This is a genomic window from Streptomyces sp. NPDC052299 (genome assembly GCF_040679335.1).
Taxonomy (GTDB): Bacteria; Actinomycetota; Actinomycetes; order Streptomycetales; family Streptomycetaceae; genus Streptomyces.
Genome location: NZ_JBFAUP010000009.1, coordinates 263,973 through 278,123, shown reverse-complemented (window position 1 = coordinate 278,123; position 14,151 = coordinate 263,973). Strand labels below are relative to the sequence as shown.

Sequence of the window (14,151 nt, the reverse complement as noted above, 5' to 3'; positions counted from 1 at the left end):
CTTCCGTGTGACTGACAAGCGACTGGGGAGTCGAACGGTGAACCTAGCGAAACTCGAACGTGAGTCACAAGTCGATGCAGCAGAGATCACGTGAAAGTCACAGAGTTGACAGAGTGTCACTTTCCTCGGCGCGCGCCCCCGGCGTGAAGCGCACCGGCAAGGTGCGCAGTCCGCGCATGATGAGCCCGCCGCGCCACCGCAAATCGCCTGATTCTCCCGCAAGTCGCAGGTCCGGAAGGCGTGTCAGCAGGGTGGCGAGCGCGGCCTGTCCCTCCAGCCGGGCGAGCGGCGCTCCCAGACAGTAATGAATGCCGTGGCCGTAACCGAGGTGCTGATTGTCACTCCGCGACAGGTCCAGGGTGTCCGGTCCGGCGAACCGCTCGGGGTCCCGGTCGGCCGCCGCGAGCACCACGAGCACCGGATCGCCCTCCGCGACGCGCTGTCCGCCGATGGTCAGCGGCTCCGTGGCGAACCGCCAGGTGGCGAGCTCCACCGGGCCGTCGTAGCGCAGCAGCTCCTCGATGCCGGTGGCCAGCAGCTCGCTGTCGCCGGCCGCGAGCGCGCGTTGCAGCCGCTCGCGCTCGTCGGGGTGGTTCAGCAGGGTGTGGACGCCGTTCCCGATCAGGTTCACGGTCGTCTCGAATCCGGCGAAGAGGAGGATGAAGGCCATCGCCGCGGCCTCGTTCTCGGTCAGGTGCTCGCCGTGGTCGCTCGCCCGGATCAGCCCGGAGATGAGGTCGTCGCCCAGGTCCTCGCGCTTGCGGTGAATGAGTTCGAGCAGGTACGCCCGCATCTTCTTCACGGACCGGGCGACCCCGCCGCGGGGACCCCCGCCGTGCCGGATCATCATGCCCGCCCAGTCCCGGAAGTCGTCCTGGTCCTCGCGGGGCACGCCGAGCAGGTCGCAGATCGCGTAGATGGGGAGCGGGAAGGCGAACTCGTGGATCAGGTCGGCCTCCCCCTTCTCCACGAACCCGTCGATGAGCCGGTCCGTCAGCTCCTGCACCCGGGGCGCGAACTGCGCGATGCGCCGGGGCGTGAACGCCTTGGAGACCAGGCGGCGCAGCCGGGTGTGGTCGGGCGGGTCGATGTTGAGCAGGTGCGTCATCAGCTCGGCCTTGCGCTCCCCGGGGATGCCGGTCTTCCCCTTGGCGTGCGCGGGCTCGGCGTGGTGCGCCGGGTTCTTCGACAGCCGGGCGTCGGCGAGGGCCTGCCGGGCGTCCGCGTACCGGGTCACGAGCCATGCCTCGACCCCGCTGGGCAGTGTGGTGCGGTGCACGGGGCTGTGCTCGCGCAGCCAGGCGTACGCGGGGTACGGGTCGGTGGCGAACTCCCAGGTGAAGAGCTCGGGCGCGGGCGGTACGGCGGCGGATGAGCTGTGGGCGGGGCAGCCGGCGGGTACGGACGCGGCTTCGGCGGGGCGGTCGGCGGGGCTGTCGTTCACTCCCCGACGTTATCCGGTGCCCTCCGCCGTCCGGATCGCGTCCCGGTACGCGCGTCCCGCGGCGCGCAGCGCGGCCTCCGGGTCGACGCCCTCCTCCTCGGCCCGTACCGCGAGGGCGAGGAGGCGGTAGCCGATGTCGTCGCCCTCGGGGAGCGGCACGTCGAGCCCGGCGGTACGGACCCGGCTCGCGAGCTTCGCGGCGAGCGCCAGGCCGGGCTGGCCGACCGGCACCCCGTCGGTGACCGACGCACGCTGCTTCTCGATCGCCTTGGTGCGCAGCCAGTGCGCGTGGACGTCCTCCGGGGTCTCGGCGGTCTCGTCGCCGAAGACGTGCGGGTGGCGGTGGATGAGCTTCTCGATGAGCGTGCCGGCGACGTCGTCCACGGAGAACGGCTCGTTCTCGTCCTCCTCCGCGATGCGCGCGTGGAAGACCACCTGGAGCAGCACGTCCCCCAGTTCCTCGCGCAGTTCGTCGCGGTCGCCGTCCTCGATCGCCTCGACCAGCTCGTACGCCTCCTCGATGGCGTACTTGGCGAGGCCCTTGTGCGTCTTCTGCGAGGTCCACGGGCACTCGACGCGGATGCGGTCCATGACCTGGACGAGGTCGATGAGCCGGGCGCCCGGCAGGTCGTACGAGCCCGGCAGCAGCTCAAGGCCGGGCATCCGCACCCGTCCGGAGCCGGCCAGCCGGGCCAGGCCGTCGGTGAGCGGCTGATTGCCCGCGCCCCCGGTGAGGACGACCACGGTCCGGCCGCCCGCGCAGGCGTCCACGAGCTCCTGGGCGTCCGGGACGCCGGGGACGACGGTGACACCGGCCTCGCGCAGATACGGCAGCTGCGGCTGCTCCGGCTCGCCGCAGCGCACCTCGTCGGCGCCGTGCAGCGCCTGCCAGGCGGGCCAGGACAGCAGTCCGGGTGCGACCCGGTGGCTGGCGGTGAGCAGGACGATGCGGCCGGGGTCTTCAGCGTTCACGGCACCGAATCTACCCCGGCCGTCGCAGAGGGCTCAGGCCCCGGCCTCGGCGGCCGCCTGGGCGGGCTTGGTGACCTGGGAGATCCACGGGGCCTTGTAGTCGGCGAGCTGGATCTGCTGGTTGTCCCAGGTGCCGTAGCGGGGGTTGACGTCGACGTTCAGCGCCTTGGACGCCTTGGTCAGCGCGTCGCCGATGGCCTTGGTGCCCTCGGGCGTGGACGGGTCGGCGCCCAGGGCCTGGCCGAGCTTCGTGATCTGGATCTGCTCGCGCAGGAAGGCGTCGATCTGGCCCGGGGCGAGCCACCGCTCTTGCAGGACGGCCTGCTGGAGGCCCTTCTCGCCCTTGTACTGGGCGACGGCCGACTGCCGCATCTGCTGGATCTCCGCGCGGCTCACCGTGACGCCGGCGTCCGCCGCGGCCCGGTCGAGGACGCGGTCCAGGATCAGCCCGTGCAGCTTGGCACGGGCCAGCTGGCCGGACTGGTCGGTGAGCTGGGCGGACTGCGGGGACGAACCCTGCGCCTCGCGTACGTCGGCCACCTGCGCCTGCACGGTGGACACCGTGATCCGGTCGCCGCCGACGACGGCCGCGGCGCCGGGGTGGGCCTGGCTGCCGCAGGCGGACAGGAGCGGCGCGGCGGCGAGCAGCGCGGCGGAGACGGTGAGCGCGGTGCGACGGCGGCGGTGCAAAGGAGCCTCCCGAGGAGATTGTGCGGCGGTGCACAAAGCCTTGCGGTGATCGATGTTAGGGAGTGGAACCGGTCCGGGGCCACTGATTCGACCAACGATTCGGGAGGAGTTGGGGATGTGGCCTGCCGCCGGGCGGCTCACCCGACGCGTTCGGCCGTTTTCGGCGGGGTGTCCGGCCGCAGCATGATCGTGCGCGAGACCACGAAGGTGATGGGGATGGCGGCCGCGGCGGCCACCAACGGGGCGTAGTGGTCGCTGAATCCGGCCAGGCCGACCAGGAGGTAGACGCCCCCGGTGGTGATGACGAAGTTTGCCGCGTTGGTGAGCGGGAAGAGCAGGAACTTCCGCCAGGTGGGCCGGGTGCGGTACGTGAAGTACGAGTTCAGGAAGAACGAACCGGTCATGCTGAGCACGAAGGCGAGCACGTGGGCGGCGATGTACGGAAGCCGGAGCAGCAGAAGCAGGTAGAGCCCGTAGTACGTGCCGGTGTTCACCGCTCCCACGACGGCGAAACGTGCCATTTGCGCGGTGACCGTCATCGGCGTACGAACTCCCGGGGCTCCGGCTCGGCGGTGGCTTCGCGGGTCCCGGTGTTGGTGGCCTTGACCAGGAAGTGCGGGCGGCGCTTGACCTCGTAGTAGATGCGCCCGACGTATTCGCCGACGACCCCGGCGAGCACCATCTGGACGCCGGCGAGCGCGGTGACCACGACGATCAGGGTGACGTAACCGGGGGTGTCGACGCCCCGCACGAGGGCGACGCCGACGATCCAGGCGGCGTAGGCGAGGGCGACGGAGGTGAGGAGCAGGCCGAGGTAGAGGGCGGCGCGCAGGGGCTTGTTGTTGAAGGAGAGCAGCCCGTCCAGGCCGTAGTTGAGGAGCTTGCCGAAGGTCCAGGCGGAGCGGCCCTGTTCCCGTACGGCGTTCTCGTAGCTGAACGTCGTGGTGGGGAAGCCGACCCAGGCGAAGAGGCCCTTGGAGAAGCGGTTGTACTCGGTGAGCGAGAGGACGGCGTCGGCGGCGCGGCGGGACAGGAGCCGGAAGTCTCCGACGCCGTCGACCAGTTCGACGTCCACGAGGCGGTTGATCAGCCAGTAGTAGGTGCGGGCGGTGAGGGTGCGGGTGACGCGGTCGCCCGCGCGGGTGCGGCGGGCGATGACCTGGTCGTAGCCCCGGGCGTGCTCCTGGAGCATGCGGCCGACCAGTTCCGGGGGGTGCTGGAGGTCCGCGTCCATCAGGACGACGGCGTCGCCCTCGGAGTGCTGGAGACCGGCCAGCATGGCGGCCTCCTTGCCGAAGTTGCGGCTGAAGGAGACGTACCGGACGCGCGGGTCGGCGGTGGACAGCTCCTGGATGAGGGGCAGGGTCCGGTCGGCACTTCCGTCATCGATGTAGACGACTTCGAACGCGTGGCCGAGGCGGGACATTTCGTCCGTGACGCGTTCATGGAAGCGTTCGAGGATCTCTTCCTCGTTGAAACAAGGCACCACCAGCGAGATCAGCACCCATGTACATCAACCGGTCGAAGTGTCGCCCTCCGGAGCCCGGTGTGGCCGGTGGGCGGCCATCGGGTGAACGGCCCCTCCCCGGGATTCAGCCGCCCCGGACCTCCAGCTGGCGTTCCAGCTGCCGGCGCAGCTCGACGGGCAGCGGGTGGTGCGGGCCGTAGGTGCGCTCGGTGTCGTACAGCAGGGACTGGAGCTGGGCGCGCGCGTTCGCGTGGTCGCCGAGGGCGAGCAGCAGCTGGCCGATGCGGTGGCGGATCTCGTACGAGCGCGCCGGGTCGTTGCCGGTGGCGTACTGGTTCTCGTAGTACGGCAGCACGGCGCGGTACTCCGCGAGCGCGGCGGCGGGTTCGCCGAGCTGTTCCAGGCACTGGGCGACGTCGCAGCGGTGGCCGAGGACCTGGAGGTCGGCGGAGCCCGCCTCGGCGGCCCGGTCGTCGGCGAGCCGGCGCAGCTCGGGCAGGGCGCGGCGGTACTGGCCGTCGTCCATCAGGGTCGCCGCGTACTGCTTGCGCAGGATGCGGACGACCGGGGAGCCGGGCCCGTGCTGTTCGGCGGCGACCGGGAGGAGCCCGCCGAGCATGTCCACGGCCTGGGTGATGCGGCCCTCGCCGAGGAGCCGCTTGACCTCGTCCACGGCGGCGGCGACGTCCGTCCGGGCGGGCGGCGCGGTGGGCACGGCAGGCGGCGGGACGGTGGCGCGGTCGGGCCAGGGAGCGTGCGGGCGCAGGAACGGGCGAGTGGGGTCGAGCGGTCCGGCGGGCGGCCGCGAGCCGCGCGCGGGCAGCAGCGGGGCGAGGTGCTCGTAGACCTCCTGGGCGCTGTCCGGCCGGTGCTGCGGGTCCTTGGCGAGCAGCCGCAGCACGAGCGCTTCCAGCGCCTCGGGGATGTCCGGCCGGAACTGGCGGACCGGCAGCGGCGGTTCGTAGAGGTGCCGGTGCAGCACCCCGAGGGCGGTCGATCCTGCGAACGGCACGTCGCCGCTGAGCAGTTCGTGCAGCAGGACGCCGAGGGCGTAGAGGTCGGTGTACGGGCCGACGGCACCGCCCATGGCCTGCTCGGGCGCCATGTAGGCCGGGGAGCCGATGGGCGAGCCGGTGTTGGTGAGGCGGGTGGTGTCGGTGTCGAGGACGGACGCGACCCCGAGGTCGAGGACGAGCACGGTGCCGTCCGGACGGACCATCACGTTACGGGGCTTGAGGTCACGGTGGACGATCGGCACGGCGTGCACGGCGCTGAGGACGGCGCACAGCTGCGCGGCCACCGCGACGGCCCAGGGCCAGGGGTAGGGGTCGTGTTCGGCGAGGTGGTCGCCGAGGTCGGCGCCCTCCACGTACTGCATGACGAGAAACAGGTCGTCGCCGTCGCTGCCCGCGTCGTGCACGGTGACCAGGCCCGGGTGGTCCACCTGCGCGGTGACCCGGCACTCGCGGACGAAGCGGCGGCGCAGCTCGTCGGCGGCCTCGCTGCCGACGGGTCCGGTGACCCGGTCGGGGCGCAGCAGCTTGACCGCGACCCGGCGGTCGAGGCGCTGGTCGTAGGCCGTCCAGACCTGCCCCATGCCGCCCTGGCCGAGGATCGTCGCCAGCTCGTACCGTCCGCCGATGAGGCGACCGTTCACCGGCCCTCCTCCTTGCGGAGGTAGTCGCTCAGCTCGTCCAGCTCGGCGCGGACCTGGTCGATGCGCTGGGGCGGTGCGGGGCGGACGTCCTCGGGCTGGGGGCAGCGCGTGAGGGGAAGGGGGTAGGGCTGCGGCTGACCGGGGTGCGGCGGATAGGGCTGCGGCTGTCCGTACGGCGGTGTGGGCACGGTGGTGACGTACGCGTGGCCGGGTCCCTGGTGCGGGAGCCCGGGGCCCTTCCCGGCCAGGCGCGCGTAGAAACGTACGTCGGCGACGAGGTAGTGCGCACAGGCGCCCGCCAGTGCCAGGAGCAGCAGCGGTATGAACACGTTGTCGACGCCGTTCGGCTCCGGATTCGCGTCGTCCCTGCCGATGATGGGCAGCAGCGCGCAGACGAACACGAAGCCGGCGCCGGCGATCCACCAGTCGAGGGCCCGGCGGCGGACGAACGCCAGCCTGAGCAGCGGTGTCCACAGCAGCAGTCCGAGGGAGCAGACCGCGAGCAGGGGGAACAGCACCCGCATGGAGACGATCCAGGCCCTGCTGGGGACCCGGCGCGGCGCCGTGGGCGGAAGACCCGGGGCGTACATGGCTGCTCCTGGAGTGCCTGGTCGTGAAACGTCCGCGCGCACACGGGCGTGCGTGCGGATCCGAGCGTAAGGGGCGACACCGACAGAGGGCCCGGGGTTGTACGGAACCGTTGTGGTTCCGGTCACTCCGGCGTGACCGTACCGTCCGTCAGGCCGTCGTAGAGGCCCTGGACGAGCTGTCCGCCGAGGCGTCCGGCGAGCCGGAGCGCGTCCTCGAACGCGGCGAGCGCGCGGAACCGTTCGCCGTAGCGCCGCTGCTCCGCCAGGGGCAGGCGCGGCAGTTGGAGGCGGCGGGCGTCGAGCCGGGTCGCGGTGGACGCGTGGCTGCTGGCCTGCCGGTTGTTGGTGGTGCCGCGCAGGAACCCGGCGAGGAACCAGGGGTCGAGCACCGCCGGGTCGGGGCGCAGCAGCTGGAGGTTGCGGCCGAGCGCCGCGCCCGCGGTGGCCTCGTCCACGACCCGGACGACGGTGACACCGCCGAGCACGGGCACGACGACGTCGCCCGCCTCGACCAGGACGGGCTCCTCCGGGGTGCCGCCCGCGGCCGGGGCGCCGGAGGGCGGGGTGGAGCCGAGCACGTCGTGCTCCGTGAGGACGGGTCCTGTCCCGGTGCCCGCGCCGCCGTGGCGGAGCTGGAGGGCGCCGGCCCGGGCGAGTTCGCCGATGGTGGTGAGCGGTCGGTGCGCGGGCGGGACGGGGGCGGGGGACGGCGGGGTGAGGCTCGTGGCGAGGCCCAGGGTGGTGGTCAGCCGCTCCCGTACGCCCGCCAGCTCGGCGGGTCCGCCGGTGGCGGCGGGGGACGGGAGGTGGCGGGCGGGGGCGAGGTCGACGTCGTCGTCGAGGAGTTCGATGACGGGGACGGTGCGGGAGGCGGCGGAGTGCGGTGCCGCGGGCTGCGGCCGCTGTCCCTCGTGCGCGTGCCAGGCGTCGAGTACGGCGCGGCGCAGTGCGGTCAGGTCGAGGCGGTCGCGCCCGCCGCCGGTGGTCTGCTCGGCGGGCTCCGCAGTGTCGACCAGCAGCAGTTCGGGGTCGGGCCGCGATTCCGCGCCGGGCCTGCGGAGCACCCACAGGTGGAGCGGGACGCCGTAGGGGGGTGCGGCGCCGGCCGGGAGCGCGATGACGGCACGCAGGGCGCCCCGGCGCAGGAGGTCGGCGCGGATGCGGCGTCCGGAGCGGCGGGAGGCGGCGGCGGGCGGCATCAGCAGGACGGCGGTGCCGCCGTCGCGCAGCCGGGCCAGCGCGTGCTGCACCCAGGCGAGTTCGGACTCGGTGCGGGCCGGGAAGCCGTACTCCCAGCGGGGGTCGTAGGCCAGTTCGTCGTGGCCCCAGTTGCGCTCGTTGAACGGCGGGTGGCAGAGCACCGCGTCGGCGGCCAGGCCCGGGAAGGCGTCGGCGCGCAGGGTGTCCCCGGTGCGTACGTCGAGCGTGCGGCCGCCGGGGCCGCGCGGGGCGCCCCCGGTGCGCAGGGCGAGGCGGAGCGCGGTGACGGCGGCGAGGCCGGGGTCGCTCTCCTGGGCGTACAGCCCGGCCTGCCCGGCGGCGGTCAGCAGGGCGCCGGTCCCCGCCGCCGGGTCGAGCACCGTGCGCACGTCCGGTCCGCCGGCGCCGGCCAGCTCCGCCATGAGTTCGGCCAGCCCGGGCGGGGTCAGCGTGTACTGGCGCGGGTTGGCGTCGAGCTGACGGCCGAGCAGGAACTCGTACGCCTCCCGGACGCCGGTCTCCGCGGCGAGCTCGGCGGCGCCGCGCAGCAGCGGCACGGACGGCAGCAGTTCGGCGCGGTCCGGGGTGCGGACGGCGCGCCCGTTCCCGGCGGGCCCGAAGCGGTCGGCGAGGGCGTCGCCCAGCGCGAGGGAGAGCACCCCGGCCATCCGGTCGTCGGACACGCCGGTGATCTCCCGCCAGGCGGCGGGCCTGCGGTTCACCAGGAGCAGGGCGCAGCCGGTGTGGACGAGGGCGGTGACGGGGCCCGCCGGGTGGCCGGCCAGCTGCTGCCAGACGCGTTCACGGAGGGGGACCTCGACCAGCTTGCCCTGGTCGCGCAGCCATTGCTCGACCTCGGGCAGGGCGAAGGACGGGCTGGTCTCGGTGCCGCCCACGGGCTGGGGGAAGTCGGCGTGCCGGCGGCGCCAGTTGCTGACGGCGGCGCGCCCCACGCCCGCCAGGCGGGCGATCCCGGCGGCGGTCACCTCTGTCGCGTTCTCCGGCACTTGCTGTCTCCCTGGGCTGTACCGCGGGCGGGTCGGGGGCGAGCATACCGACCCGTACACAGCAGCGCACTCGTCATCGATTCACACCGTGCACGAACCCGTTTCCCGTGAACTGTGTTGACTCGGTTCACAGATGATGCTGTGATTGACCTGTCGCTGAACGAGCGGCGCAGGTGGATCCGCTCACCACTCATCCCGTACTTGCCGAAGGGCACAGCCATGTCCCAGTTCACGCAGCCGCCGCAGTCCCCGCAGCCTCCGCACCCCCAGCCGCAGCAGCCGTACGGCCCCGCTCACGCGCCCGGCCTGCGCCCCGCCCGCAACGGGCTGGGCATCGCCGCGCTGATCCTCGGGCTCATCGGCGCGGTCTCCGGCCTCGTCCCGTTCCTCTTCTGGCTGGCGGGCATCCTCGGGACGATCGCGCTGATCCTGGGGCTCGTCGGCCGGGGCCGCGCCAAGAGGGGCGAGGCGACGAACAAGAACATGGCCACCTTCGGCACGGTCCTCGCGCTGATCGCGCTGATCATGTCGGTGGTCGGCGCGGTGATCACCTTCAAGGCGGTGGACGACGCGGTGGACGACCTGAACGCGGCGGTGTCGGACACGCAGGCGTCCGCGAAGCCGAAGGCGGGCGGGGACGCCGGCAAGGGCGAGGAGAAGGGGAAGTCCGGCGACGACAAGGCCGGCAAGGAGGAGAAGCCGACCGGCGAGGCGCTGGAGGCCGGTGACGCGATCGTGTACGACGACGACCTCACGGTCACGGTCGGCGACGCGACGAAGTACTCCCCCGGCGAGTTCGCGGCCGGTCACACCAAGGGCAACAAGGCGTACCAGGTGGCCGTCGTGATCGAGAACGCGGGCAAGGAGAAGTTCGACTCCGCGCTGGTCACCGTCGAGGGCCGGGCCGGGAAGGACGGCGTGGACGCGGAGCAGATCTTCGACGACAAGGTCGGCTCGGGCTTCACCGGCACGATCCTGCCGGGCAAGAAGGTCACGGTGCTCTACGCGTTCGACGCACCGGCCGACGCGAAGAACCTCACCGTGGAGGTCAACCCCAGCTTCACGTACGAGTCGACGCAGTGGGACCTGAAGCTCTGACCCGCGCAGCGCGGCACGCGCCCGGAACCCGCCCCCAGGGCGGGCTTTCCGCGTCTCAGGCCTCGCGCTCCCCCGGCCAGGCGGCCAGCGCCAGTTCGGCGATCTCGGCCAGTTCCTCCGGCCCCGCCCCGTCGCAGGAGCGCTGCGACATGCCCTGGACGACGGTCGCGAAGTACCCGGCGAGCGCCCGGGGGTTCACCCGCTCCGGCAGTTCGCCCGCGCGCTGCGCGTCCCGCAGCCGCGCCTCCCAGGCCGTGAGGTTGGAATTGCGCGCCTCCCTCAGCCGGTCGGCGACCCCGGCGTCCTGCGGGGTGACGTTCGTGGCCGCCGTGATCACCATGCAGCCCGCCGGGTGCGAGGGGTCCGCGTAGATCCGGGCGGCGTCCCGCAGGAGGCGTGCGAACGCGCGGTAGGCCGTGGGCTCCTGCTCCAGGGCGTCGCGCATGAAGGTGCCGACGGGCGTCGTCCCGTACGCGGCGACCGCCTCCTCGAAGAGCGACCGCTTGTCGCCGAACGCGGCGTAGAGGCTCGCGGGCCGGATGCCCATCGCCTCCGTCAGCTCACCGATCGAGGTCGCTCCGTAGCCACGCTCCCAGAACAGCCGGACGGCCGCCGCGAGCGCGGCGTCCCGGTCGAAGGAGCGCGGCCGTCCGCGCACCGCACCTGTCTCACCCATGCCCCACATTCTAGAGCGCCCACTCAAGAAGTCGTGCTACGTTCTTTCTGGAACGATCACTCAACAAATAGCTGAGGGGTAACAGACGTGTCTGCACGCACACTTGAGGGCAAGGTGGCCCTGGTCACCGGAGGCAGCCGGGGCATCGGCCGGGCCATCGCGGAACGGCTGGGCCGCGAGGGCGCCGTCGTCGCCGTCGCCTACGCCCGGGACGCGGCGGCGGCCGACGAGGTCGTGGAGGTCATCGGTAAGAACGGCGGCTCGGCGTTCGCCCTGCGCGCCGAGCTGGGCGCGCACGGGGACGCGGCCGCGCTGTGGGAGGCGTTCGACGAGCGGGTCACCGCGCACGCGCCCGGCGGCGGCGTGGACATCATCGTGAACAACGCGGGCGCCGGTCTCTACTCCGAGCTGTCCTCGCTCACCGAGGAGGCGTTCGACGCGGTCTTCGCCGTCAATGTGCGGGCGCCGTTCTTCATCGTCCGCCACGGGCTCGACCGGCTGCGCGACGGCGGCCGGGTCATCAACATATCCAGCGGCGCGGCCCGGATCGCGATGCCCAGCATCATCGCCTACAGCGCGACGAAGGGCGCCCTGGACAACTTCACGCTGAACCTCGCCAAGGAGCTGGGCCCGCGTGGCATCACGGTCAACTCGGTGGCCCCCGGCATCATCGACACCGACATCAACGCGGACTGGCTGCGGGGCGACGCCGAGGCGGAGAAGGGCGCCGCGTCACTGGCCGCGCTGGGCCGGGTGGGACAGCCGCGCGACGTCGCGGACATCGTGGCGTTCCTCGCCTCGGACGACTCCCGCTGGGTGACGGGCACGGTGATCGACGCGACGGGGGGCTCGGGGCTCTGAAAGGGCGGGCCTTCGCGAGGCCCGCCCTGCGTCAGCCGCCGCACTGCTTCAGCATCATGTCCTTGTCCGCGCTCGTCACCGGCAGCGCGTACTTCAGCGAGACCTGCGCGAAGCGGAGCACGTACGCGCAGCGGATCGGCTTGTACGGGGGCAGCCAGGTCGCGGGGCCCGCGTCGCGCTTCGCGTTGTTGGCCGGACCGTCGACGGGGATGAGGTTGAGCGGGTCGTTGGCGATCTGCTGGCGCTTGGCCTCGTTCCAGTGGGCGGCGCCCATCTGCCAGTCGTACGACAGCGGCATGACGTGGTCGATCTGGACCTTGGTCGCCTGCTGCTTGCGCCACTCGATGGTCTTGCCGGTGTAGGGGTCCTTGAGCGTCATGGAGACGACCACGCACTTCGAACCGGAGCGCAGCTCGACGTCCTTGCCGTCCCGGGCGAGCAGGTCGTTCCGGGTGTCGCAGCCGTTGTGGGACAGGGGGACGCCGTCCACCGAGTCCTTCCACGCGTACCCGAACTTGTCCCGCTCGTAGCCGGTCTTGGGGCCGCGGCCCTTGGTGGCGACCTTCTCGATGATCTTCCGTGCCGCGGCACGGTCCTCCTCGGAGGTCAGGGGCGCGAGGCCGGGCTTCGTGCCGTCGTCGTTCGTCAGCGGGCTGGCCCCGAAGCCGGTGACGGACTGGCCGCCGCCATCCGCGCCGCCACCGGAGGCGTCGATGTCCGAGGGGAGTTGATCGGGGTCGCAGCCACTCAGCGCCAGCACGGCCGCGGCGGCCAGGGCGGGGGCCATCACTCGACACACGCGGGGAGATATCACTCGTAGCCGTCCTGACGGTGAGAAAGCCGAACCAACCAGGGAATTCTACGAACGTCTTCCCCGCGAGGAGGATTTCATGGCCCCGGCCCGTCCCCGCGTGCGGGCCGGATCACACCTCGCTCACACCTTCCCGATCCCCAGCGTATTCTCGGACGGCAGCAGCCCCGACCCGATCGCCGCCACCCACAGCGGCCCCAGAAGCTCGACCAGCCGTTCCCGCTCCGCGTCTGCGAGCACCCGCCACGGTCCCGCCGCCGCCTCGTCCGTACGCCGCTCGACCTCGGCCCGCAGCGCCCGGCCCGCCTCGGTCGCCGTACCGTCGGCGGCCACCAGTCCCCGCTTCGCCAGCCGGTCGTGCGCCGCCCGCCACTCCCCCTCGTCCCAGCCCCGGCTGCCGAAGACCTCGGGCCGGGCGGCCCCGATCGCCGCGAAGGAGACCAGCGACTCGACGGGGTCCAGCTCCGCGTGCGCGAGGGCCGCGAGGTGGCCGTCGCCCCGGTGTTCGCGCAGGACGGTCGCCGCGTGCCACAGGGCGAGGTGCGGAGCGTCGGGCCAGGGCAGCGCGGCGTTCGCGGCAGCGAGCGGCCGGCCCGCCGTATCGGCCGCGTCCACCACGCGCCGCAGCAGAGCGGCGGCCTCGGCCGTGTCCGGCGCGGCGACCGCCTCCCCCAGCAGCGCCCGGTACGCGCGGTCCACGGCCCGCCCCCGCGCGGCGAGCACCGCGTCCGGCGCGGCGACCGACCAGACGGCGGGGACGTACGCACCGACCATGCGCGGGCTGAAGCTGTAGAACGCCTCTCCGACCCGGTCCGCCCCCGCCGCGCCCAGCGGCGCCGCCCGCCAGGCGAAGTAGCTCGGCCACCGCTCATCGACCGCGTACCCGAGGGCGGCGGCCTCCTCGTACGCCTCCGGCGCGTAATAGAGAACGGCGTGCACGGGCTCCAGCAGATGCCACAGCTGCCGTACGCGACCCAGCTCATCGGACATGTCCACACCTTCCGCCACGCACCGGCCACCATCTAGCCACTGCCTAGATCCCTAGGGTGCGCGCGATCCGCGAACTTGTCAACGACTAGATCCGGCGTAACCTGCTGTCCATGACCAGCGACCGCGCCTACCACCACGGCGACCTGCGACGGGCCGTCCTCACCGCCGCCCTCGACGTCATCCGCACCGAGGGCCCCGCCGCGCTCAGCCTCCGCGACCTGGCCCGCCGGGCCGGCGTCTCCCACGCCGCCCCCGCCCACCACTTCAAGGACCGCACGGGCCTGCTCACCGCGATCGCCGCCGAGGGCTACGGCCTGTTCGCGGACGCCCTCGCCGCCGCCCCGGATCTCCGCGAACGAGGCGTGGTGTACGTACGGTTCGCGGCGACGCACCCGGCGCACTTCCAGGTGATGTTCCAGCCGGACCTGTACCGCACGGACGACCCGGACCTCCTGGCCGCGAAGGCCCGGGCCACGGCGGAACTACGCGCGGGCGTCGCCACCCTGAGCCCCGCCGACGACCCCCGCCTCACGGGCATCGCCGCCTGGTCCCTCGCCCACGGCTTCGCCACACTGCTCCTCAGCGGCAACCTGACGGACGCGGTGGGCGACCGCGACCCGGAGGAGGTATTCCGCCGCGTGGGCCGACTGGTGTTCAGCCCCGGGGACGCGTCCGGCCAGTGAGGGC

14 protein-coding genes are annotated in these 14,151 nt (G+C 72.8%); 3 read left to right on the top strand and 11 right to left on the bottom strand.

Annotated features, from left to right (window positions below; all coding sequences use genetic code 11):
• Positions 1-97: 97 nt before the first annotated feature.
• From AB0L33_RS18045 to AB0L33_RS18010, 8 genes are all read right to left on the bottom strand, one after another.
• A complete protein-coding gene (locus AB0L33_RS18045) occupies positions 98-1,444 on the bottom strand; it encodes a cytochrome P450 (RefSeq protein ID WP_365682439.1) in 1,347 nt (448 codons plus the stop codon).
• A 9-nt stretch (positions 1,445-1,453) separates the two neighbouring features.
• On the bottom strand, positions 1,454-2,416 hold the full coding sequence (locus tag AB0L33_RS18040) for a nucleoside triphosphate pyrophosphohydrolase (RefSeq protein WP_365682437.1): 963 nt from the start codon (positions 2,414-2,416) through the stop codon (positions 1,454-1,456).
• A 33-nt stretch (positions 2,417-2,449) separates the two neighbouring features.
• Positions 2,450-3,106 carry a SurA N-terminal domain-containing protein gene (locus tag AB0L33_RS18035; protein ID WP_365682435.1) on the bottom strand — a complete coding sequence of 219 codons (657 nt, stop codon included), beginning with the start codon at positions 3,104-3,106 and terminating at the stop codon, positions 2,450-2,452.
• A gap of 137 nt (positions 3,107-3,243) precedes the next feature.
• Positions 3,244-3,645, bottom strand: coding sequence for a GtrA family protein (locus AB0L33_RS18030; protein WP_365682433.1), 402 nt, complete (start codon positions 3,643-3,645; stop codon positions 3,244-3,246).
• Positions 3,642-4,610 (bottom strand): glycosyltransferase family 2 protein, encoded by a 969-nt coding sequence (locus tag AB0L33_RS18025; RefSeq protein WP_365682431.1) that lies wholly within the window; start codon positions 4,608-4,610, stop codon positions 3,642-3,644. Before AB0L33_RS18025 ends, AB0L33_RS18030 begins: the two co-directional genes overlap by 4 nt.
• A gap of 88 nt (positions 4,611-4,698) precedes the next feature.
• Positions 4,699-6,231 (bottom strand): serine/threonine-protein kinase, encoded by a 1,533-nt coding sequence (locus tag AB0L33_RS18020; protein WP_365682429.1) that lies wholly within the window; start codon positions 6,229-6,231, stop codon positions 4,699-4,701.
• Positions 6,228-6,821 carry a hypothetical protein gene (locus tag AB0L33_RS18015; protein WP_365682427.1) on the bottom strand — a complete coding sequence of 198 codons (594 nt, stop codon included), beginning with the start codon at positions 6,819-6,821 and terminating at the stop codon, positions 6,228-6,230. Before AB0L33_RS18015 ends, AB0L33_RS18020 begins: the two co-directional genes overlap by 4 nt.
• A 122-nt stretch (positions 6,822-6,943) precedes the next feature.
• Complete coding sequence (locus AB0L33_RS18010; RefSeq protein ID WP_365682426.1) at positions 6,944-9,028, bottom strand: N-6 DNA methylase; 2,085 nt, start codon at positions 9,026-9,028, stop codon at positions 6,944-6,946.
• A gap of 219 nt (positions 9,029-9,247) precedes the next feature.
• Between AB0L33_RS18010 and AB0L33_RS18005 the strand changes: the two genes are divergently transcribed.
• Complete coding sequence (locus AB0L33_RS18005; RefSeq protein ID WP_365682424.1) at positions 9,248-10,126, top strand: DUF4190 domain-containing protein; 879 nt, start codon at positions 9,248-9,250, stop codon at positions 10,124-10,126.
• 55 nt (positions 10,127-10,181) lie between these two features.
• Here the strand turns inward: AB0L33_RS18005 and AB0L33_RS18000 are convergent, their stop codons facing one another.
• Positions 10,182-10,811, bottom strand: coding sequence for a TetR/AcrR family transcriptional regulator (locus AB0L33_RS18000; protein ID WP_365682572.1), 630 nt, complete (start codon positions 10,809-10,811; stop codon positions 10,182-10,184).
• 78 nt (positions 10,812-10,889) lie between these two features.
• On the opposite strand from AB0L33_RS18000, the gene AB0L33_RS17995 reads away from it, so the two are divergent.
• Positions 10,890-11,663, top strand: a complete 774-nt coding sequence (locus tag AB0L33_RS17995; RefSeq protein WP_365682422.1) for an SDR family oxidoreductase — start codon at positions 10,890-10,892, stop codon at positions 11,661-11,663.
• Between the two features lie 31 nt (positions 11,664-11,694).
• Here the strand turns inward: AB0L33_RS17995 and AB0L33_RS17990 are convergent, their stop codons facing one another.
• Complete coding sequence (locus AB0L33_RS17990) at positions 11,695-12,450, bottom strand: HNH endonuclease family protein (RefSeq protein WP_365682420.1); 756 nt, start codon at positions 12,448-12,450, stop codon at positions 11,695-11,697.
• 147 nt (positions 12,451-12,597) lie between these two features.
• The gene (locus tag AB0L33_RS17985; protein ID WP_365682418.1) at positions 12,598-13,464 is read right to left on the bottom strand and encodes a hypothetical protein; all 867 of its coding nucleotides are present in this window, start codon (positions 13,462-13,464) and stop codon (positions 12,598-12,600) included.
• A 110-nt stretch (positions 13,465-13,574) separates the two neighbouring features.
• On the opposite strand from AB0L33_RS17985, the gene AB0L33_RS17980 reads away from it, so the two are divergent.
• Positions 13,575-14,147: a TetR/AcrR family transcriptional regulator gene (locus AB0L33_RS17980; protein WP_365682416.1), complete on the top strand. Its 573-nt coding sequence runs from the start codon at positions 13,575-13,577 to the stop codon at positions 14,145-14,147.
• Positions 14,148-14,151 lie beyond the last annotated feature (4 nt).

What these genes read in the sequence shown, in the direction of transcription:
- AB0L33_RS17985 (WP_365682418.1), bottom strand. Translation starts at nt 13,464, where the DNA reads ATGTCCGATGAGCTGGGTCGCGTACGGCAGCTGTGGCATCTGCTGGAG.
- AB0L33_RS18030 (WP_365682433.1), bottom strand. Translation starts at nt 3,645, where the DNA reads ATGACGGTCACCGCGCAAATGGCACGTTTCGCCGTCGTGGGAGCGGTG.
- AB0L33_RS17980 (WP_365682416.1), top strand. Translation starts at nt 13,575, where the DNA reads ATGACCAGCGACCGCGCCTACCACCACGGCGACCTGCGACGGGCCGTC.
- AB0L33_RS18005 (WP_365682424.1), top strand. Translation starts at nt 9,248, where the DNA reads ATGTCCCAGTTCACGCAGCCGCCGCAGTCCCCGCAGCCTCCGCACCCC.
- AB0L33_RS18015 (WP_365682427.1), bottom strand. Translation starts at nt 6,821, where the DNA reads ATGTACGCCCCGGGTCTTCCGCCCACGGCGCCGCGCCGGGTCCCCAGC.
- AB0L33_RS17990 (WP_365682420.1), bottom strand. Translation starts at nt 12,450, where the DNA reads ATGGCCCCCGCCCTGGCCGCCGCGGCCGTGCTGGCGCTGAGTGGCTGC.
- AB0L33_RS18000 (WP_365682572.1), bottom strand. Translation starts at nt 10,811, where the DNA reads ATGTGGGGCATGGGTGAGACAGGTGCGGTGCGCGGACGGCCGCGCTCC.